This window comes from Proteus hauseri ATCC 700826, from assembly GCF_001654965.1.
GTDB lineage: Bacteria > Pseudomonadota > Gammaproteobacteria > Enterobacterales > Enterobacteriaceae > Proteus > Proteus hauseri.
Map to the genome: position 1 here is coordinate 13,459 of NZ_LXEV01000007.1, position 21,236 is coordinate 34,694.

The 21,236-nt window shown below is 38.3% G+C and carries 15 protein-coding genes and 1 pseudogene; 9 read left to right on the top strand and 7 right to left on the bottom strand.

What is annotated here, in order from left to right; genetic code table 11:
- Position 1: 1 nt before the first annotated feature.
- From dnaN to gyrB, 3 genes are read left to right on the top strand one after another with little or no spacing between them, the layout of a single operon-like run.
- Positions 2 to 1,105, top strand: a complete 1,104-nt coding sequence (gene dnaN, locus M997_RS01715) for a DNA polymerase III subunit beta (protein WP_064718398.1) — start codon at positions 2 to 4, stop codon at positions 1,103 to 1,105.
- An 11-nt stretch (positions 1,106 to 1,116) separates the two neighbouring features.
- On the top strand, positions 1,117 to 2,205 hold the full coding sequence (recF, locus tag M997_RS01720; RefSeq protein WP_064718399.1) for a DNA replication/repair protein RecF: 1,089 nt from the start codon (positions 1,117 to 1,119) through the stop codon (positions 2,203 to 2,205).
- Positions 2,206 to 2,225: 20 nt separating this feature from the next.
- Complete coding sequence (gene gyrB, locus M997_RS01725) at positions 2,226 to 4,640, top strand: DNA topoisomerase (ATP-hydrolyzing) subunit B (protein WP_064718400.1); 2,415 nt, start codon at positions 2,226 to 2,228, stop codon at positions 4,638 to 4,640.
- Between the two features lie 98 nt (positions 4,641 to 4,738).
- Here gyrB and asd read toward each other — a convergent pair whose 3' ends face one another.
- Positions 4,739 to 5,845: an aspartate-semialdehyde dehydrogenase gene (gene asd, locus M997_RS01730; protein ID WP_064718401.1), complete on the bottom strand. Its 1,107-nt coding sequence runs from the start codon at positions 5,843 to 5,845 to the stop codon at positions 4,739 to 4,741.
- A gap of 474 nt (positions 5,846 to 6,319) precedes the next feature.
- Between asd and M997_RS01735 the strand changes: the two genes are divergently transcribed.
- A complete protein-coding gene (locus M997_RS01735; RefSeq protein ID WP_064718402.1) occupies positions 6,320 to 6,883 on the top strand; it encodes a class I SAM-dependent methyltransferase in 564 nt (187 codons plus the stop codon).
- Positions 6,884 to 6,948: 65 nt separating this feature from the next.
- On the opposite strand, the gene pdxR is transcribed toward M997_RS01735, so the two are convergent.
- Positions 6,949 to 8,421, bottom strand: coding sequence for a MocR-like pyridoxine biosynthesis transcription factor PdxR (gene pdxR, locus M997_RS01740; protein WP_064718403.1), 1,473 nt, complete (start codon positions 8,419 to 8,421; stop codon positions 6,949 to 6,951).
- Between the two features lie 129 nt (positions 8,422 to 8,550).
- Between pdxR and M997_RS01745 the strand changes: the two genes are divergently transcribed.
- The gene (locus tag M997_RS01745; protein WP_420874849.1) at positions 8,551 to 9,012 is read left to right on the top strand and encodes a GNAT family N-acetyltransferase; all 462 of its coding nucleotides are present in this window, start codon (positions 8,551 to 8,553) and stop codon (positions 9,010 to 9,012) included.
- A 117-nt stretch (positions 9,013 to 9,129) separates the two neighbouring features.
- On the opposite strand, the gene M997_RS01750 is transcribed toward M997_RS01745, so the two are convergent.
- Positions 9,130 to 9,858 carry a tetratricopeptide repeat protein gene (locus tag M997_RS01750; RefSeq protein WP_064718404.1) on the bottom strand — a complete coding sequence of 243 codons (729 nt, stop codon included), beginning with the start codon at positions 9,856 to 9,858 and terminating at the stop codon, positions 9,130 to 9,132.
- A 106-nt stretch (positions 9,859 to 9,964) separates the two neighbouring features.
- Between M997_RS01750 and murQ the strand changes: the two genes are divergently transcribed.
- The gene (murQ, locus tag M997_RS01755) at positions 9,965 to 10,861 is read left to right on the top strand and encodes an N-acetylmuramic acid 6-phosphate etherase (RefSeq protein WP_064718405.1); all 897 of its coding nucleotides are present in this window, start codon (positions 9,965 to 9,967) and stop codon (positions 10,859 to 10,861) included.
- 397 nt (positions 10,862 to 11,258) lie between these two features.
- Positions 11,259 to 11,506, top strand: a pseudogene (locus tag M997_RS17310) (IS3 family transposase); the annotation flags it as partial.
- Positions 11,507 to 11,585: 79 nt separating this feature from the next.
- Here M997_RS17310 and M997_RS01765 read toward each other — a convergent pair.
- The 3 genes from M997_RS01765 to M997_RS01775 all read right to left on the bottom strand — a co-directional run bounded on the left by M997_RS01765 (position 11,586) and on the right by M997_RS01775 (position 18,684).
- The gene (locus M997_RS01765) at positions 11,586 to 16,529 is read right to left on the bottom strand and encodes an RHS repeat domain-containing protein (protein WP_064718407.1); all 4,944 of its coding nucleotides are present in this window, start codon (positions 16,527 to 16,529) and stop codon (positions 11,586 to 11,588) included.
- 107 nt (positions 16,530 to 16,636) lie between these two features.
- On the bottom strand, positions 16,637 to 17,557 hold the full coding sequence (locus M997_RS01770) for a hypothetical protein (protein WP_064718408.1): 921 nt from the start codon (positions 17,555 to 17,557) through the stop codon (positions 16,637 to 16,639).
- Positions 17,558 to 17,820: 263 nt separating this feature from the next.
- Positions 17,821 to 18,684 carry a YicC/YloC family endoribonuclease gene (locus M997_RS01775; RefSeq protein WP_064718409.1) on the bottom strand — a complete coding sequence of 288 codons (864 nt, stop codon included), beginning with the start codon at positions 18,682 to 18,684 and terminating at the stop codon, positions 17,821 to 17,823.
- Between the two features lie 125 nt (positions 18,685 to 18,809).
- Between M997_RS01775 and rph the strand changes: the two genes are divergently transcribed.
- On the top strand, positions 18,810 to 19,526 hold the full coding sequence (gene rph, locus M997_RS01780) for a ribonuclease PH (protein WP_064718410.1): 717 nt from the start codon (positions 18,810 to 18,812) through the stop codon (positions 19,524 to 19,526).
- Positions 19,527 to 19,607: 81 nt separating this feature from the next.
- Entirely contained in the window at positions 19,608 to 20,255 is a 648-nt protein-coding gene (pyrE, locus tag M997_RS01785) for an orotate phosphoribosyltransferase (RefSeq protein ID WP_064718411.1), read from the top strand.
- Positions 20,256 to 20,569: 314 nt separating this feature from the next.
- Here pyrE and slmA read toward each other — a convergent pair whose 3' ends face one another.
- Positions 20,570 to 21,172 carry a nucleoid occlusion factor SlmA gene (slmA, locus tag M997_RS01790; RefSeq protein ID WP_064718412.1) on the bottom strand — a complete coding sequence of 201 codons (603 nt, stop codon included), beginning with the start codon at positions 21,170 to 21,172 and terminating at the stop codon, positions 20,570 to 20,572.
- Positions 21,173 to 21,236 lie beyond the last annotated feature (64 nt).

Sequence of the window (21,236 nt, forward strand, 5' to 3'; positions counted from 1 at the left end):
TATGAAATTTATCATTGAACGTGAACAGCTGCTAAAGCCGCTACAACAGGTCAGTGGCCCTTTAGGTGGTCGTCCGACTTTACCTATTTTAGGAAACTTGTTGCTCAAGGTAACTGAAAATACCTTATCGCTGACAGGTACTGATCTTGAAATGGAAATGATGGCCAGAGTGAATCTGAGCCAGTCTCATGAAATAGGTGCAACGACAGTACCTGCGCGTAAATTTTTCGATATTTGGCGCGGGTTGCCAGAAGGGGCTGAAATTAGTGTCGAATTAGACGGTGATCGCCTGTTAGTTCGCTCGGGGCGTAGTCGTTTCTCATTATCGACACTACCTGCATCTGATTTTCCTAACTTAGATGATTGGCAAAGTGAGGTTGAATTCACTTTACCTCAGGCAACATTAAAACGTTTAATTGAGTCCACTCAGTTTTCAATGGCGCATCAAGATGTGCGTTATTACCTCAATGGCATGTTGTTTGAAACAGAAAATTCAGAGTTACGTACAGTCGCAACAGATGGACACCGTTTAGCGGTGTGTTCGATGGATATCGGACAATCTTTACCGGGACACTCCGTTATTGTGCCACGTAAAGGTGTTATCGAATTAATGCGTTTACTTGATGGTGGTGGCGAAAGCTTATTACAACTACAAATCGGTAGTAATAACTTACGTGCACATGTTGGTGATTTTATCTTCACTTCAAAACTTGTTGATGGCCGCTTCCCTGACTATCGCCGAGTATTACCAAAAAATCCGAATAAAACAGTTACTGCGGGTTGTGATATTCTAAAACAAGCGTTTTCTCGTGCGGCTATTTTATCCAATGAAAAATTCCGTGGTGTGCGTATTAACCTCACTAATGGTCAATTAAAGATAACTGCAAATAATCCTGAACAAGAAGAAGCTGAAGAGATTGTTGATGTTCAGTATCAGGGCGAAGAGATGGAAATTGGCTTTAATGTTAGTTACCTTCTCGATGTGCTTAACACATTAAAATGTGAAGAAGTAAAACTGTTACTGACGGATGCAGTTTCAAGTGTTCAGGTAGAAAATGTGGCAAGTCCAGCGGCTGCTTATGTCGTTATGCCAATGCGTTTATAATCGTTACGAAAATGATTTTATCCCGTTTATTGATCCGCAATTTTAGAAATATTAAAGAAGCGGATTTGCCGTTAGCGGATGGCTTTAATTTTCTTGTTGGCCCCAACGGCAGCGGAAAAACGAGTATACTTGAAGCGATTTATACATTAGGGCATGGGCGCGCATTCCGTAGTTCTCAAGCTAATCGCGTTATTCAACATGATGAAAATGAATTTATTCTTCATGGCCGCTTAAATGGGCAACATGAAGAGAGTCGCGGTTATGCGATAGGATTAAGTAAGAACCGAGAAGGCAATAGTACGGTTCGAGTTGATGGTACTGATGGGCATAAAATTGCAGAATTAGCAAAATTGTTACCAATGCAATTGATTACACCTGAAGGTTTTACATTACTTAATGGTGGTCCTAAATATCGTCGTGCTTTTATTGACTGGGGATGTTTTCATAATGAGCCTCAGTTTTTTGCTGCATGGTCAGATCTAAAACGCGTATTAAAACAGCGTAATGCAGCACTAAGGCAAGCGTCATCTTACCGACAGCTTATGCCTTGGGATAAAGAACTTATTGCGTTAACGCAACAGATAAGTGAATGGCGAGCGCAATATACTGCAGATATCGCCAAAGATATTGAAGAGACGTGCCGATTATTTCTCCCTGAGTTTTCGTTAAAAGTGAGTTTTCAACGAGGATGGGATAAAGAAACTGATTATGCAGATGTATTGGTGCGTCAATTTGAACGTGACAAATTACTGGCTTATACCTCATTAGGTGCTCATAAAGCAGATTTACGCATTCGAGCTGATGGAACGCCAGTAGAAGATATGTTGTCACGAGGCCAGCTGAAATTATTGATGTGTGCATTAAGGCTGGCACAAGGTGAATATTTCACTCGTAAGAATGGGCAAAGATGCCTGTATCTGCTCGATGATTTTGCTTCTGAATTAGATGCAAGCCGACGTCAATTGTTGGCAGAGCGTCTAAAATCTACGCAAGCTCAGGTGTTTGTTAGTGCAATAACACAGGGGCAAGTTAAAGATATGCTAGATGTAAATAGCAGGCTATTTAGCGTAGAACGTGGCAAAATAGAGGTTAAACCATAGGAATAAAGCGAGAAACGTTGATGTCGAATACATATGACTCCTCAAGTATCAAAGTATTAAAAGGGCTGGATGCGGTGCGTAAGCGCCCGGGTATGTATATCGGGGATACAGATGATGGAACCGGTCTGCATCACATGGTCTTCGAGGTAGTTGACAACGCTATCGACGAAGCCCTCGCGGGTTACTGTGACGAAATTATCGTCACCATCCACTCAGATAATTCAGTCTCTGTTCGAGATGATGGCCGTGGTATTCCTACCGGCATTCATGAAGAAGAGGGTGTTTCTGCTGCAGAAGTTATTATGACGGTTCTGCATGCGGGCGGTAAGTTCGATGATAACTCCTATAAAGTTTCTGGTGGACTTCATGGTGTAGGTGTTTCGGTTGTCAATGCGTTATCTGAAAAACTGGAACTGACTATTCATCGTGATGGAAAGATCCATCAACAAATTTATCGTCATGGTGTTCCTGAAGATCGCTTAAAAGTAATTGGCGATACTGAAAAATCAGGTACATTTGTTCGTTTTTGGCCAAGCCTAGAAACCTTTCAAGGTGAGACTGAATTCCAATATGAAATCTTAGCAAAACGCCTACGTGAGCTTTCTTTCTTAAACTCTGGTGTTGCTATTCGTTTAATTGATAAACGTGATAACCGCGAAGACCATTTCCATTACGAAGGTGGTATTAAGGCGTTTGTTGAATACTTAAGCCGTAATAAAACCCCGATTCACCAAAATGTATTCTATTTCTCTACTGAAAAAGACAACATTAATGTTGAAGTCGCTATGTTGTGGAATGACGGTTTCCAAGAAAACGTTTATTGCTTTACCAATAATATTCCTCAGCGTGATGGTGGTACGCACTTAGTTGGTTTCCGTACGGCAATGACGCGTACTTTAAACAGCTATATGGATAAAGAAGGCTACAGCAAAAAATCTAAAATCAGTGCAACGGGCGACGATGCGCGTGAAGGGCTGATTGCTGTTGTTTCTGTTAAAGTACCTGATCCTAAATTTTCATCACAAACTAAAGATAAACTGGTTTCTTCAGAAGTGAAAACAGCAGTAGAAACGCTGATGAACGAAAAACTGGTTGAGTATCTGTTAGAAAACCCAAATGATGCCAAAATCGTTGTGGGTAAAATTATTGATGCAGCACGTGCGCGTGAAGCAGCGCGTAAAGCGCGTGAAATGACACGCCGTAAAGGTGCATTAGATTTAGGTGGATTACCCGGTAAGTTAGCGGATTGCTCTGAGCGTGACCCTGCTTTCTCTGAATTATATTTAGTGGAAGGGGACTCTGCGGGCGGCTCTGCAAAACAAGGGCGTAACCGTAAAACGCAGGCAATTCTTCCACTGAAAGGTAAAATCCTCAACGTTGAAAAAGCGCGTTTTGATAAAATGTTGGCTTCACAAGAGGTTGCAACACTGATTACTGCATTAGGTTGTGGTATTGGCCGTGATGAATATAACCCAGATAAACTGCGTTATCACAGCATCATTATCATGACGGATGCGGACGTCGATGGTTCTCACATCCGTACGCTGTTACTGACATTCTTCTATCGTCAAATGCCAGAAATTATCGAGCGTGGTCATATCTTTATTGCTCAACCACCACTGTACAAAGTGAAAAAAGGTAAGCAAGAGCAATATATTAAAGATGATGATGCAATGGATGAATATCTGATGTCCATCGCTCTTGATGGTGCGGCGCTTTACGTTAGTGAACATGCGCCTGCGATGCACGGTCAACAGTTAGAAAAATTAGTTGTTGATTACCATGCGGCTCATAAAATTATTCGTCGTATGGAGCGTATTTATCCACTGAGTATGCTAAATAGCTTGGTTTATCACTCAACACTGACAGAAGATGCACTTTCTGATAAAGCAAAAGTGGAAGAGTGGATGAGTGGCTTAGTTAATCGCTTAAATGAAGCTGAAGAGCAAAGTAGTACTTACAGCTACACTATTACTCAAAATGATGAAAGCCGTCTTTATGAGCCAGTGTTGCGTATTCGTACTTATGGTGTTGATACAGACTATAAACTGGATTACGACTTTATCCATAGTAGCGAATATCACCGCATTACCAACTTAGGCGACATTATTGGTAACTTGATTGAAGATGGTGCCTTTATTGAGCGTGGTGAGCGTCGTCAGCCTGTATCAAGCTTTGAAGAAGCGCTTGATTGGTTAACGAAAGAATCTCGTCGTGGGTTAGGTGTTCAGCGTTATAAAGGTCTTGGTGAAATGAACCCAGATCAGTTATGGGAAACCACCATGAACCCAGAAACACGCCGTATGATGCAAGTAACTGTGAAAGATGCAATTGCAACGGATGAGCTATTTACCACCTTAATGGGTGATGCAGTAGAACCTCGTCGTGCATTTATCGAAGAGAATGCGTTGAAAGCAGCGAATATCGACATCTAATTACGTGTGATTTTGCAACGTAAAAAAAACCAGCTAATTTTAGTTATTAGCTGGTTTTTTTATGCTGATTGTTGACGCTTTTATTAATGGAAAAACCATTAACGTAATATATTCAGCATACGGCGTAAAGGTTCTGCTGCACCCCATAACAGTTGGTCACCCACTGTAAAGGCAGAAATAAACTCAGGTCCCATATTCAATTTACGAATACGACCTACAGGTGTGTTTAGCGTACCCGTTACTGCTGCAGGTGTTAGTTCACGGATAGTTAATTCACGATCATTTGGAATGACTTTAACCCAATCATTGTGCCCAGCTAAGAGTTGCTCAATTTCTGCAACGGGTAGGTCTTTTTTCAGCTTAAGGGTAAATGCTTGGCTATGACAACGTAGTGCACCAATACGAACACAAAGGCCGTCAACAGGGATAATATTTGAGCCTGTATTTAGAATTTTATTGGTCTCGGCTTGTCCTTTCCACTCTTCGCGGCTTTGGCCATTTTCAAGTTGCTTGTCAATCCACGGGATCAAGCTACCCGCTAATGGAACACCAAATTGGTCTGTTGGCATTGAACCACTGCGAGTAAAGTTAGTTACTTTACGTTCGATATCTAAAATAGCCGATGCTGGGTTCTCTAACTCTTTAACCACTTGATTATGTAATGAACCCATTTGTGACAACAGTTCTCTCATATGACGAGCACCTGCGCCAGAAGCCGCTTGGTAAGTCGATACACTTGCCCATTCCACTAAATCATTGGCAAAAAGACCACCTAATGACATCAACATTAGGCTAACAGTACAGTTTCCACCAACAAAGGCCTTAATACCTTTATTTAAGCTGTCTTGAATGTGTTTACCATTAACGGGGTCAAGAATAATTACCGCATCATCATTCATACGCAGTGCAGATGCAGCATCAATCCAGTAGCCCTGCCAACCTGCGTTACGCAGTTTTGGATAGATATCGTTGGTGTAATCGCCACCTTGACAGCTAATAATGATATCGAGAGATGCTAAGGTATCAATATCATAAGCATCTTGTAGTGTGCTGCGGTGATTGCCATATGCAGGAGCCGCTTCACCAAGTTGAGATGTGGTGAAGAAAACAGGGTTTATCCCATCAAAATCACGCTCTTCAACCATTCTTTGCATTAAAACGGAGCCGACCATACCACGCCAGCCGACAAAACCAACATTTTTCATTGTAGTTACCCTGTCCTTGTCTGTAGGAATTAGAGAGAGACCTCACACTAACCTGACAAAATATAAGAGTTGGCGCAAGTGAATTTATTGATTATTAGCTAAAGAATTAGAAGTGTTTCTTATAGTCTGACTAGAGTTAACAAAAGAAAGTGACAGAACGAACAAACATCAATAAGTTGTTAAAAAGTGAATCAGATTAAGATTAATCTTTTTAAGATCCTTTTTTTACTTCTTATATTTTTCTATGAATTAATGGTAAATAAAAAATAGCGAATACACTTGGGTAAAAAGTGTGAAATGTAAAATAGTGTAATATATAAGAAAAATGTATTTACTTGTTACTCCCTCTGCACCTTATACTGAAGGCCTGTCATTAAACAGATGACGTAATTTCATAAATAAAAAATAACGATGAATGTTTTTCATTTAATCTGATTTTTATTTTACCTTTATAAAAGGCTTCTGGAGGCGAAAATGGATATCTCAACATTTATTCCATTATCTACCTATTACTCGTATTTAAAACGGTTTGTTATTTCACCGACAACAATGGGTACTATTGCGCCTTCATCTCGTTGGTTATGTTATGAAATGTTGGATAAGCTCAATTGGGATCGTGATATTCAAGTGGCAGAACTAGGAGCAGGAACGGGAGTTATTACGCAACAGATTTTAAAAAGAATGTCTGTGAAGTCCTCTCTTGATGTCTTTGAAATAGAACCGAGTTTTACAACAGAATTGCGTAAAATTAATGATGAACGATTAACGATTTACACGACGTCAGCTGAGTCGCTAGATAGTCATTATAATATGATTATTTCTGGGCTCCCTTTTTTATCTATTCCTAAAAAAACAGGCTTAAAAATTTTAAAACGTGTCCATCAAGAATTATTAAAAAGCCAAGGCTGTTTTGTTCTTTTTCAATATACGACACGTTATGAAAAAATATTATCTCGCTATTTTCATTTAGAAAAAAGGCGTGTGATGTTAAATGTTCCTCCTGCGTGGGTTTATTATTGCACGCCAAAAATAAAATAATGTAATTATGGTATTTTTGTAGTGTTTTATTGTCTTTATTAATAATAAAACTAGTCGTTATTTATTTAAGATAACTGCTGTGCAAGAGCGATAATATTGCTTTCTATTTCAATAGGATTATGTGCAGCATATCCTAATAGCACGCCCTGCTTTGAGTATGATTGAATACAATAACGAGATAACGGTTGCATCGCTAACCCAATTTTTTTGCTACTTTTTATAATATATTCTTCTGTATATCCGGCTTGTAACCAGCAGACAATATGGATGCCTGAGTCTGTTGGTTCTACTTTAAATACATGGGGGAGGTGGGTTTCAATTGCATTTTTGAGGGCTAAATAGCGTTCATAACAAGCTTTTCTAATACGGCGAACATGACGGGCATAATGTCCTTGTGAGATAAACAGCGCAAGCGTTGCTTGTTCTAAAAAACCAGAATGAGAGTCTGTATAATACTTTGCCACCTCAAAAGCCGATACTAGATGCGGTGGTACCACTAAAAAGCCCAAACGAAAGCCGGGATACATCATCTTTGAAAATGTTCCAGCATAAATAACACGTTGATGCTTATCTAAGCCTTGTAGTGCTTGAATTGGTTTTGAGTGGTAACGAAATTCACTGTTATAGTCATCTTCAAAAACCCACACATTATTTTTTGATGCCCATTCTAACAATGCAATGCGTCGAGTAAGAGAGAGCGTATTACCTAATGGAAATTGATGAGAGGGCGTGGTAAACACAAGTTTTGTATCAGGGTTTTGATCTATTCCTTGTTTGATATTCATGCCGTCAATATCAGATGCAATAGGGCATACTTTGGCACCATAAGAAGTAAAAATCCCTAATGCACTGTCATAGCCTGGGTCATCTAACCAAACTTTATCACCCTCTTTTAATAATACTCTTGCCGTGAGATTAATGGCTTGCTGTGTACCATTAACAATAATAATTTGATCTGACTGACAATGAAGCCCGCGCGTTGATTGCACATATTGGCAAATCATCTCTCTTAATGGCAGATAACCCATTGGTGAGTTAAATGTTGCCAGCGCTTTTTTAGATTGCCGCCAAACTCGTCCTAATAATCTTCCCCAAAGTTCATGTGGAAAGAGATCAACACATCCCACACCAATATGAAACATGTGATTGTTATTAGTATTAGGTTGTGAATTCGACCAATATTTTTGTGCTTTTTGGATATTAGTATTAAGAGCATCATTGGGTTCAGCGTTTGACGATAATGCATTTAAATTATCTGTTGCTCGGATTAATTCATCGGGGATCGTTGGGGCGACAAAAGTACCAGCACCATGACGCGTAACTAAATAACCTTCATCAATTAAACGTTCAAATCCAGTAATCACTGAATTGCGTGAAATTGACATCATTTCAGCAAGTGTACGACTAGAAGGTAAGCGGCTGCCAGAGGTTAAGCGACCCTCTAAAATCGCTTTTCTAATGGCTTGATAAACTTGTGAGCCAATAGGACCCGTTTCTAAAACAAGATTAGGAAAATAAGCTGTTTTTTTCTGTTTCATAAAAGTGGATCCTATAAAAACACAAAAAGTGTACCTTATTTAGATCCAAAATAAAACGTACCATAACAAGCATAAAGAGATTGATGAAATTTTATTTTATGTCGTTTTATAAGCATCGAGGGACGCTGAGTGATAAATCAAACACCAATAACTGTGTCGATTAAATTTATCGAACAAGAACACTATACGCAATGGTTGCCGCATTGGTTGAGCTATCAAGCGTTTTATAACGTTGAGTTGTCAGAACAAACTACATTAAAAACATGGTCACGTTTTTTTGATGAAAAAGAGCCCGTGTATTGTGTCGTCGCACTAGAAGGTGAAAAAGTACTGGGTTTTGTTCATTATCTTTTTCATCGTTCAACATGGGCTGAAAATGATTTTTGCTATTTAGAAGATTTATTTGTTTCTCCTGATGCCCGTGGTCGACAGGTTGGGAAGCAGCTAATTGAATTTGTCAATCAACAAGCGAAGCAGCGTCACTGTGCTCGGTTATATTGGCATACACAAGAAACGAATTTACGTGGACAACGTTTATATGACTGGGTTGCTGAAAAACCCGGTGTGATTGAATACCGTATGGCATTGTAAGTTAAGTGCATAATGGATAGACAGGAATAAAAAAGAACCGAGATTGCGCGTTCATAATCTCGGTTCTTAAATAGAGTTAGGGTTATTTATCGTATTAATATTTGGGTTAATTTTGAATTATTGTTGGCAATAAAACTCGTTGCCAACTTTTTTTGCCTCTTCACAGGCTTGTTGCATTAATTCTTCTGCTTTTTGTTTATTAGGCTCAATAATATGGTATTGGCCTGAGAACATAAAAGAAGCCATTGCTTGAGCAAACCCAGCAAACGTCATTTCATTGGCTTTAGCAAACCACATATTCGCTTTTTTTGTGTCAACAGGCACATCACCTACGCCACTATAAATAACACCTAACCAAATAGGTGCATAAACAAGTGCCGGATCTTGAGTCGCAGCGACTTCTTCTAGCAATGAAATGGCTTTTTTATAATCTGTTTTACCTGTAAGCGGGGCAATTAATGTCGTCGCTAAACTCACTTTTCCTCGGTTACTACCTTTGTTTGTTGAAACCGTCGCCAATTCCCTAGCCTCAACATAAAGGGTTTTAAAATAAGGATCAGCATTAAATAAGTAGAGGTCAGCCAGTAATGCATAAGCATCAGCATGATCTTTTTTTATCGCTTCTTTAGCCCACATTTGTGCATTAAGAAAATTTTGTTCCACTCCGGTTCCCATAAGATACATTTCAGCCAATTGATATTGAGCTTGTGGGTTATGGTTTAATGCTTCTTTACGTGTTTCTTCAAATTGAATTTTTTCTTGTTCTTCAAAATTAGCCTGTAAAGGAAATGAAAATAAAAGAGCGGTTAGACTGATAAAGGCCGAAATATATTTAATAAATGTCATATAGAGTACCGTTTGTAATGATTTTGCAAATTTTAACAAGAATAATGATATAACTTCAGTTAATTTATTCAGATTCAAAATAAATAATAAAAATAGAGGTATAAAAATGGCTATCGATCTGAGCAATCTTATAACTGAAAGTAGAAATATTGAAAGTGAGAATATCGACACACTTTCAACGTTAAATATGCTGAAAGTTATCAATAATGAAGATAAAAAGGTGCCATTTGCTGTTGAAGCTACATTACCTGATATTGCTAAGTTGGTTGATAAAGTTGCAGATGCTTTTCAGTGTGGTGGTCGTCTTATTTATTGTGGCGCGGGTACTTCGGGTCGATTAGGAATATTGGATGCCAGTGAGTGTCCTCCGACTTATGGATCTCCACGCGAAATGGTTATTGGTTTAATTGCTGGTGGGCATAAAGCTATTTTGCAAGCAGTTGAGAACGCTGAAGATAATTTTGAACTTGGTGAACAAGATTTACGTCAGCTTCATTTTAACAACAAAGATGTGTTAGTAGGTATTGCAGCAAGTGGTAGAACTCCTTATGTCATTGGCGCTTTGAATTATGCTAAATCATTGGGGGCTACAACAGGTGCAATTAGCTGTAATCCTGAAAGCCCTATTGCACAAATTGCGGATATCGCTATTACACCGATTGTGGGAGCCGAAGTGGTCACAGGATCATCACGTATGAAAGCGGGCACAGCACAAAAGCTTATCTTAAATATGATAACAACGGCTGCGATGATTAAAATCGGTAAGGTTTTTGGGAATTTGATGGTGGATGTCGAAGCGACTAATGCCAAACTTGTTGAGCGCCAAATTCGCATTGTGATGCAAGCCACCGAGTGTGAAAGAGCTATCGCAGAACAAGCATTATCGCAATGCCATCACCATTGTAAAACTGCTATTTTGATTATCTTAGCTGGTGTTGATGCACCGCAAGCCACGCAAATGCTTAACCAAAATAAAGGGTTTATTAGAAAGGCGTTGGAATAGTGTAACGCTACAATTTGATGTTCTCTCTAAAGTACTATTATTGACATCCTCCTCGCCCTATGAACTGCACCCCAAAAGTTGGACTCTTTTAGTCTAATTTGAAGGGTGCTTTTTTATGTTAAAACATACTCTAGAGTTTAAACTTGAAATCATTCAGGCTTACCTAAATGATGAAGGGCCACCTAAAATACTCAGTAAAAGGTTTAAAATTAATCATGCCATAATCCGCCTATGGATTGAAAATTATCGATTACACGGGTTAGGTGGCTTAAAAGTTAAAACGTCAAAACAAGTTTATTCTCCCGAGTTCAAATTTCATGCAGTTCAAATGATCCTCAATGGGACATCTCTACATGAAGTTTGCAGACAACTTGATATCAGCGATAGATCAAGGGGGCAGTATCAAATGGCTCATTATCAACAACAGCTACAGGAAAGGGGCTTAAAACAAAGCATGTCACGGAAAGGGAATCGTTTAGATAATGCGTCAATGGAAAGCTTTTTCGGGATACTTAACTCTGAGTGTTTTCATGGAAAAGAATTTAAATCGGTTGATGAATTAGAGTAGACCGTGAAAGAATCAAGGTTAAATTGAAAGGACTCAGCCCTGTAGAGCACAGAACTCAGTCCTTGAAAGCTGCTTAATGAACAGTCCAACTTTATGGGGGCACTTCAGAAAGACGGGGTTTTACGGCATACCTGATAAGTGAATATAAACAATGAGTCAGAGTGGAAAATCGAACCATATCCCCTTATGGCGAAATCGAGTAATATATTCTTTGGGTATTGGTGTTACAAAGGTCGCTTCTACGGTTCTTGCGGGTAGCATAGCGACAAAATTTGAAGTATCAACTGTTTCCCCATCAAGTAGTAAACGTGGAGAAGCTACATTTTTTCGAAATTTTAGCGTTTCAGTTCCAAGTACCTGAGCTGTGATATTTTGCTCATGCATTTTAGGAATTTTAATTTCATATAAATAATCACGAGAATCAGCATAACCCCCAGCCGCCATATCTGTACCGAAAGAGATATAATCTCGGTTAGGGCTACGGACATGGGCTTGTGAGTGTTCTGTAGCATTTTTACTAAATTCAGATTTGAAGCGCTGTAATATTTCTGCGGGTGTATCTTGGCTCCAAGGTTTGAACCCTCCCGCTTCACTTATTTTATTGGGTGCCCGATTTTCACCTCGATAAAATGCCATTGCATCTTCTACTACGGCCCACTTTTTCGCAGCCGCAGTCGCACCGCGACCCGATAATCCTGTGTCTAGAATATTTCCAATACGTGCTCTGAAGCCTGAAGTTGCTCTGCTTAGCCCCATTAGGGCGCCACGACCCACCGCCTCACTGATACCTGCAATACCTGTGCCTAAAGAAACCCAGCCAAGAACAGATGATGCTTCAAGATTACTATCAGAAATAGCACCGCTGATAATACTTGTAATATCGGAAACAACACCCAGAGCCCCTACAGCTAAAGTGATTGCAGAGGTTGAGCTAAGCGCTGCCGCCACACTGCCAGCTGCAATAATTGAAGCGCCTGCTGTGAAGATAGAGAAAATTAATCCTAACGCACCCAATACAATTCCTGTAATAGCGTTGCCACTTAAATGACCACTGGGATCTAATCGGTTGATTGGATCGCCAGCACAATAGGCATAAGGGTTAATACCGCCCGCATCAAAGGGGCTGAGACTATCAGGGCTAATAAACCTCATTAGTTGAGGATTGTACGTTCGATACCCATTCCCCAGATGATAATTGCCACTAAGTGGATCACGACGCTCACCATTAAAGCCGGGTAGCCATAAATCACTACGACTATAACCGTAAGGGCTCCATTGGCTCAGCGTTCCATTATCTTGAGATGTGTCTCGTGACCAAAGTAGGCTGGCATGGCTATCTGTGGCAGTGAGTATGAGATTGTTTTCTGTTGCAGCACCCAAACAATGATGGCCTAGTTTGATTAATCGATTATTAATAGACTTAGATGTCATTAATTCGTTTACAAGCTCATCTCCCCGGTAATAGAGAGATCTACTATCTGTATCATCAATATTTTGTATGGCTAGACGATTTAATGCATCATAACTATATGTACTATTTTTTCCGTTCGGGTTACTGATGATTTTAAGTCGGCCAATTGCGTCATAATGTAATGTATTATCTATTTCATCTTTAATCATACGTCCATTAGCATCATAACTGAGTGAAATATTAGCTGGATAATTGGCGTGTGTATGCGTTATCGATGAGAGTTGAGTGGGATCTTTATCATTTTGATAATGATAGTTAGCACTGTCTATAGTGTTATCTTTGTGGGTTGTGTCTACCTGAACAAGGTTATTAAGAGCATCATAAGAATAGATTTGTTTTGAGAGTAAATTACCATACGGCGTGGTTGGAAGCTCACTCCCTATTGCTTCGTAACTGAGTAAGCGATTGCGTAGATCGTAGTTATAATGTTCTGTACAGACAGTGGTGCCATTTTTTTGGGTTACACGATTGGCAAGTTGATTGTTTTCCAACCATGTTTGAGATATTACTATTTTCATACCGGAATTATCGGTTATAGTACGTGAGATCTCTCTGCCAAAATCATCATAAAAGAGCTGTGTTTTTAGGTTAGCTGCTGTTGTAGGATCAGAAACAGTTAGGGTGCTGAGATCCCCTAATGCGTTGTAATTGATTTGAGTTTTTAATGCATTATCAGTAACTTCAATAAGTTGACCAAATGCATTTCTGTTGTAGCGCGTTTGAGCACTTGTGATATCGTTAAATGCGGTATTGCTGCCGAGTAATGTCCATTGGTAATCGCTTTTTTTAGCACCAGTTAAATTACTCGTGACGGTTTCTGTTTTTAATGTTCCTGAAGGATGCCAAGCCAATAGTGTATTAACGCTATTGGACTCGTCTGCATCTAACAGCCGGCCATTACGTGCATTATAAGAGAACTTTTGTTTAACGTCATTTGAGCTAAGAGAAAGTATGGCATTATCCAATTCAGGCACGTACGTCATAAGGATTTTTTCTTGTGCCGGTGTTGTCACATTATCTGGTACAGGGGAGGCTTTTTGATAGGTATAATCTGTTACCCTCCCTCCACTTATACTTTTTACTACGCGTCCTAAACTATCAAATATTTGAGTACCTAGCGTCCAAGTTTCATTTTCTCTTTTTGAATTATTTCCCGTTACTTTTATGGATGTGATTTGTTCATCCTTTAAAAAAGGGGCATAAGTGCGAGTGACTATGCTACCATCTGCTGCTGTTTGGGTAACAACGCGATCATAAGCGTCATAGGTACGTAGTGTGACGTGACCCAGCTCGTCTTCTTCTCTGCATAAGCGTCCCCATCCGTCATAGTCATACTTACGTGTCCCTTTAATATTCTCTTGTTGGTCTTTGAGTGTAATATGTAGAGGTCGAGAGTTAATATCATAAGTTGTTTGAGTACTACCGCTATATATTTCTTGTCCATCTTGAGTGCCACTTTGTTTTAATATTTTTGTGAGATAGATGACATCAATATTTTGCCAACGTGTTCTACCATTAGTCGAGGATGCCTTGGTTATCTGACCCCAATTATCGTAACAGTAAGTATTACTTATTGTGTACTGTTTATTGCTTTGATTTTCTTCTAACTGCCAGTCACTACTGGTTTCTGAACTTATTTCATTCAATAAATTATAATTATAAGATTGAACTTCATACCAGATAGTAGGGGTATTGCTATTTGCTCGTAATTTACGAATGATTCGTCCTAAACCGTCAAAAAAAATTTTTGACTTATTTCCTTGTCCATCGGTTTCTATGCACGTTATATTCTTATTTTGGTCAATGAGATAATGCCAAGTACTGGTATTTTCATATTCTGTTCCTTGGGATAAAGTTTTACTAATAATTCGCCCCATACAATCATATTGATAATTAGTGTTAATACCTTGAGCATCTGTCTTTGTGTAAAGTAAACCACTAAATAGCGATTGAACACGTGTGAGTTCACTACTTAAGCCGTCATAACCAATAAGTTTAGCTGTTTGTGTGATTAAGTTATTGTTTATTCGCGTACTAAAATATTGGGTATTAATATAGACGTTATCTTCATTTTCTAAGTCATATACTTCTTCTTTAATGATCGTTACTCGACCAAAGCTAATATCGTCTAGTGTTGAGTTTAAGGTGTAAAATTGCCGTGATAATAGTTTGTTATCACTATAAAAACATTTTTTCTCTTGTACGATATATTCAGTATTGCCGAGTTTTTGGTAACTAAACTGAATGACACGTATTGGTGTGGGATAAGGTGTTTTCGGTGGTATGAGCGTTTGTTGTTTCATATATTTTACAAAACCATTGGGGGTTGGTGGACAATTTTCTTCCCCTTCAGCTGCATACCAAAGTGTTTGGATTTCTGAGCCATCTGGATATTGTTCTTTAATCGGGTTGCCCCAGATATCAAATTCGGTTTTTGTTATCTCCTCACGACTCTGTTCTTCAGCTGGTTTGCTGAGGTCAGTATATTGAATTGTTGTTTGTTTTGGTAACTGAAATTGCTCTGGTTGTTGATCAAAAGGCATGCCTATCATTGCGTAATATTCCGTTTTTACGCTGTGTATACAGGTTCCTCTCTGGATCTTCTCTTCTGTGATCAAATGGAAATTGTTATAGTGACGAGTAATAGTAATATTTTCACTCTCTCCTATTTGAGTTTCAGTTGAACCATATTGATAATCAGTCAAAATAGCATAGGCGTTGTCACGGTTAGGAGAGAAATTAACGCCACTTGCAAACCCTAAATAGTTAGTGCTGGTATATTCATATGTAGTAACTTGTGCTTTCTGTTCGTTACCAGGGTCAAGAATATATTTTATTACAGCAGGAAGAGCGGGAATGGCATCTTCAGGAAAACGCATGATATTATTTTGATAAGTTATGGTTTCAGTTAATCCTGAAGGATAAATAATACTCTCAACAAAACCATTTATATTATATGAAATATCCCATTTGTAATCGTTATTTATATAAACTATTTTTTTCAGAAAGCCATTAAATAATTGGCAGTGTAAAAGACGTTCTTCTGAAGTTTCTGAGAATAGTGTTAATGCAGGAATATTTAGATCGTCATAATTGATGTTAATTAGCTCCCCATTTTGATCTTCTATACTTGATAGCCTATTTATTCCTTTAAATATCCAATTGAAATTAACTTGATGGCCTAGAGGGGAATGTATTGAGATCACATTTTTTATTTCTCTACCAGAATTAGTCCCCTCTAAAATCTCAACTACGCCTGATTTGTAAGTAATAATATAATTCTCATTAGTTCGTTCTATTTTAAATGTTTTTAATTTTCGTTGTTCAACCTCTATACCTTGTGGATTTTCTTTGATGTGATAGGTTTCACCATTGGATAAATACAGTATTTTATTTAGTGCATCATAATAGGTTAGTGAGAAAGAAATACCTTTGCCAAAACCGATATTATCAGTGTTAAGTTGATTGTAATTTAATGAAAGATTAATTTCTGGACCTAAATTCCCATTTGCCACGATGTTTATGATGGGAAAAGAGAATGAATATAATCCAGTACGAGGATCTACTCCCCCAAGTGAAGCGCTGAAAAAATTATGACTTTGTGTAAAATATTCTGATTTTTGTGTCATTGTATAAAACTCCATTAATATTATTGGGTTGCAGGCGAAATTAGCCTCTGTGCATAAGTGAGAGGCTAATTTTTTCAAAGATGGGATTTATTTAAATAGGTAATGAATCAAACAATAACGTTAAAAGATATTTGATTATCACCGTTTGATGTAACATTGATATCAGCTCTGTTTCCGTATTGGTCATGTAAGAAGAAATGTAAAGATTTTTTCCATTCGCTGTAGGCCCATAGAGCACCATGCCATACCCGATAAGACCAGAAACAGATCCCCGTTTCTTCATGACTTTTCGATGTTACGGTAATGGACCATGAAGAGGAAAAGGTAAATTTTTTTGTATAAGTGGCAGATACATCACGTTTTATCGATGAGTCAGTTGAGGTGCAGCAACCTTTATAATTTCCTGTTTGTTTATAGTGAAACCAGTAGCCTTTGTCACATAGCGCATCATGCGTTATTGTATTTTGTGCTGTTTTAAATCGAACATAATATTTTTTTAAAATACAGTTATAACCACCAAAATCACTCTCATTTTTTGTCACAATATCCAAATCATCATTATTAAATATTCTCTGAGGTTGGATGTTTAAAGAGATAAAATCAGGGGTGGCATTATTATTGTTATTAATAGTTGAGGTTGTATATTCAGTATCACCAACCATAACACTCACGGATACTTTGAGTGGGGACTCTGAAACCTTAGGTACGGAGAGATAACAAAGGCAACTACTCGCCGCGCTGGAGTATGTTATTGGTTTGGGAATTGGATATGCATATGCTCCTTCTTTATCGGATACTTCTAAAATACTATTTGGAATGGCCTCATTTTTATAGTCAACTAATTTTATGTGTTTGTATATTTCTTCATTAGATAAAATAATTGAATTATTTTTTGCATCTCTAGCCTCTATAATTATATTAATAGGGACTTGATGAGCTTTATTGGCATAAATAGATGTGGATTTCTCACCGTTAGAGATGTAAATATATAATTTATATATTGTTTTTATATCACTCCATGTATTCATAGATAACCTCGCTATATTTATTAGTCAGTTTTTTTCGATATATAGATATTATCTTTATTTTTCCTTTTTATCATAACACGCAAAAAAACATTAATTATATTAATGTATATTATGGCGCTTATAATATTTATGTGTTGGTTTTTCTTATAACCCATTAAACAATAAGTAAGAGTTATTGGCGCTTATATCAAACAGAGACAAAAAAGCCAGCTAATACAAGGTATTGGCTGGCTTAATGATGGGCTGTAAACAGCTAAGAAATCTTACTCAATATTTTGGATCTGTTCGCGCATTTGTTCAATTAAAACTTTTAATTCAATAGCTGAATTCGTCACTTCTGTATTAATTGATTTTGACGCTAATGTATTGGATTCACGGTTAAATTCTTGCATCATAAAATCAAGACGACGCCCTACAGCTTCTTTTTTCACTAAGATTTTACGCGTTTCTTTAACATGTGCTTCTAGTCTATCAAGTTCTTCAGCGACATCTAAACGTTGTGCTAACATCACTAATTCTTGTTCTAAACGATTATTATCAATTTGAACTTGAGCTTCTTCTAGTTTGCTAGTTAAGCGTTCACGTTGCCATTGTAAAATTTCTGGCATTTGTGTTTTAACTTTCACAACTTCAGCGCTGACTGCATCTAAACGTTGTTCGATTAATGTTTTTAGTGCTTGTCCTTCGGCTTCACGGCTAGCAATAAACGCATCGATAGCAAGATCTAACTCTTCTAATAATTGGGTACCAATTGCATCTAAATCTTGTTCTTGTGCAGAAATAACACCAGGCCAACGTAAAATATCAAATGGATTAATCGTTCCTTCATGGCTATGGCTTTTTACCCAATTAGCAGAAGCAACAAGTTGTTTTGCTAAATTTTCATCGAGAGAAAGCTCGCCTTGAAAACGTGCATTAAGATCAAAACGTAAATTACATTCTATCTTGCCTCGGGTTAAGCGATTACGCAGACGTTCACGAATAACGGGCTCTAAGCTACGTAATTGTTCTGGTAAACGAATATAAGTTTCAAGGTAACGCTGATTAACAGAACGTAGTTCCCAAGCGGCGGTACCCCAGTCTTTTTTGATATCTCGGCGAGCAAAAGCGGTCATGCTACGGATCATAATTGGGTCTCAATATAGTAAAAGATGATAGGATTATAACCCTAGGCATCAATACAGGATAGGCATAAGCCTTTTTAGGTCGTATAATGCGCCCCCAATATGTCAGAGAAAGCGGAGAGAACACCATGCGTCCAGCAGACAGACAAGCAAACCAAGTACGTCCTATTACTATTACTCGCCATTACACAAAACATGCCGAGGGTTCTGTATTAGTTGAATTTGGTGATACTAAAGTCTTATGTAATGCAACAGTGGAAGAAGGTGTACCACGTTTTCTAAAAGGACAAGGGCAAGGTTGGATAACAGCTGAGTATGGCATGCTTCCTCGTGCAACTAATAGTCGTAATGCACGCGAAGCGGCTCGTGGTAAGCAAACGGGTCGTACTATGGAAATCCAACGTTTAATTGCTCGCTCACTACGCGCTGCGGTAGATTTAAAAGCACTGGGTGAATTTACCATTACAGTTGACTGTGATGTTATTCAAGCAGATGGCGGTACACGTACAGCTTCTATTTCTGGTGCTTGTGTCGCATTAGTGGATGCTTTAAATAAGATGGTCGCAGAAGGTAAATTAAAGAAAAGCCCACTAAAATCGATGGTTGCTGCCGTTTCGGTCGGTATTGTTGATGGCGAACCATTATGTGATCTTGAATATGTTGAAGATTCTGCCGCTGATACAGATATGAATGTTGTGATGATCGATGATGGTCGCATGATTGAAGTGCAGGGAACGGCAGAAGCTGAACCCTTTAGTCACGAAGAATTACTTTCTTTACTCTCCCTGGCAAAAGGGGGAATAGAGAGGATATTTGAAGCGCAAAAAGAGGCGCTTAAGCAATAATTTTTATTTAATAGGGCGACTGAGAAGTCGCCTTTTTTATGCCTAAAATTTGTCATCAAGTAACGTAGAGAGGAGAAATAAATGAAAGCCTACCAACGCCGCTTTATCGAACTAGCATTAGCAAAAAATGTATTGAAATTTGGTGAGTTTACGCTGAAATCTGGGCGCATTAGCCCTTACTTTTTTAATGCAGGTTTATTTAATACCGGCCGTGATTTGGCTTTGCTGGGGCAATTTTATGCACAAACATTATTAGATAATAATGTGTCTTGTGATGTGTTATTTGGGCCTGCTTATAAAGGTATACCTATTGCAACTACCACAGCTGTTGCATTAGTTGAACATCATGATATCGACATTCCTTACTGCTTTAATCGCAAAGAAGCAAAAGATCATGGTGAAGGGGGAACGTTAGTAGGAAGTCCTTTAAAAGGTAATGTTGTTATTGTTGATGATGTTATTACCGCAGGTACAGCGATCCGTGAATCAATGGAAATTATTAAACAACATGATGCTACATTATCAGCGGTACTATTAAGCCTTGATAGACAAGAAAAAGGGCGTGCAGAACTTTCAGCAATTCAAGAATTAAGGCGCGATTATCAGTGTCAGGTTTATTCCATCATTACATTGGATGATTTAATCAGTTACTTAAGTGAAAGCAAAACCTTATCTGAGCACTTACCTGCAGTTAAAGCTTATCGTGAACGTTATGGCGTAAATGCATAAATAAAGTAAAAACAAATAGATAAGTAATTTGGTCAATTAAAAATAGGCAAAAAAAAGCCCTCGCCCAATAATGGGCGGGGTGAGTAGTACAATGAAATCTCTGTGAGAAATATCACAGACATTGAAATATAAAAAGGACTTTTTATAGCAGGGACTAGGCGTTTGCCTTAGTCACAAGAGAGGAATCGCATTAGTGCCATTCCTGATAAATATTTTAGGGACTTCTGTGCCCAGTGACGCATGTTAACACAAATAAGAAAAAAACGGCATATCTGTCGTTTTCAATTTTTGAGTTAAATCACAAGCCTATCATTTCATTGTAATTGTGCCAGAATTAATGGCCATCGCGCTTCAAATTCTTGTGTTGGTTGATAACGAAACTCCGTGCGAACAAAGCGCGCCAACATACCTTCACAAAATGCGAGCAGCTGTGATGCTAATAACGTTTCATCATGTAAGAATGCATTTCCTTCACGAATTTTGCGCTCTTTAATGACTTGTCGAAGCTGGACTTCAATACGTTCATATAACTGATTAATTCGACTTTGTAATCGGTCTTGCTCAAACATCAAAGCATGACCTGTTAGAATACGCGATAAGCCAGGGTTTTTCTCAGCGAAACCCAGGATCAGAATAAGAATAAGGCGAATTCTTGCGATAGTCTCTTTCTCATCTTTTAAAATCAAATTAATACGAGATACCAAGCTGTCTTCGATAAACTCAATGAGGCTATCAAACATTTTGGTTTTACTTGGGAAGTGTCGATAAAGTGCTGCTTCAGAGACACCAACTGTTGCAGCTAACTTTGCTGTTGTTATACGTTGGCTACCATCACTTGATTCCAACATTTGCGCCAGCGACTGTAATATTTCATCCCGTCTATTTCTTTTCTTTTTTATTTCTTTTTCTTCTGCCATGACTGATAAGGCCCCTGCTAAAAGCAAAACAAATCAGTAAACCTTTGCACTAAGGTTATCAGTG

Bases quoted from the DNA above. Each gene is read 5' to 3' on its own strand.
- dnaN (WP_064718398.1), top strand. From the start codon at position 2: ATGAAATTTATCATTGAACGTGAACAGCTGCTAAAGCCGCTACAACAG.
- recF (WP_064718399.1), top strand. From the start codon at position 1,117: ATGATTTTATCCCGTTTATTGATCCGCAATTTTAGAAATATTAAAGAA.
- gyrB (WP_064718400.1), top strand. From the start codon at position 2,226: ATGTCGAATACATATGACTCCTCAAGTATCAAAGTATTAAAAGGGCTG.
- asd (WP_064718401.1), bottom strand. From the start codon at position 5,845: ATGAAAAATGTTGGTTTTGTCGGCTGGCGTGGTATGGTCGGCTCCGTT.
- M997_RS01735 (WP_064718402.1), top strand. From the start codon at position 6,320: ATGGATATCTCAACATTTATTCCATTATCTACCTATTACTCGTATTTA.
- pdxR (WP_064718403.1), bottom strand. From the start codon at position 8,421: ATGAAACAGAAAAAAACAGCTTATTTTCCTAATCTTGTTTTAGAAACG.
- M997_RS01750 (WP_064718404.1), bottom strand. From the start codon at position 9,858: ATGACATTTATTAAATATATTTCGGCCTTTATCAGTCTAACCGCTCTT.
- murQ (WP_064718405.1), top strand. From the start codon at position 9,965: ATGGCTATCGATCTGAGCAATCTTATAACTGAAAGTAGAAATATTGAA.
- M997_RS01765 (WP_064718407.1), bottom strand. From the start codon at position 16,529: ATGACACAAAAATCAGAATATTTTACACAAAGTCATAATTTTTTCAGC.
- M997_RS01770 (WP_064718408.1), bottom strand. From the start codon at position 17,557: ATGAATACATGGAGTGATATAAAAACAATATATAAATTATATATTTAC.
- M997_RS01775 (WP_064718409.1), bottom strand. From the start codon at position 18,684: ATGATCCGTAGCATGACCGCTTTTGCTCGCCGAGATATCAAAAAAGAC.
- rph (WP_064718410.1), top strand. From the start codon at position 18,810: ATGCGTCCAGCAGACAGACAAGCAAACCAAGTACGTCCTATTACTATT.
- pyrE (WP_064718411.1), top strand. From the start codon at position 19,608: ATGAAAGCCTACCAACGCCGCTTTATCGAACTAGCATTAGCAAAAAAT.
- slmA (WP_064718412.1), bottom strand. From the start codon at position 21,172: ATGGCAGAAGAAAAAGAAATAAAAAAGAAAAGAAATAGACGGGATGAA.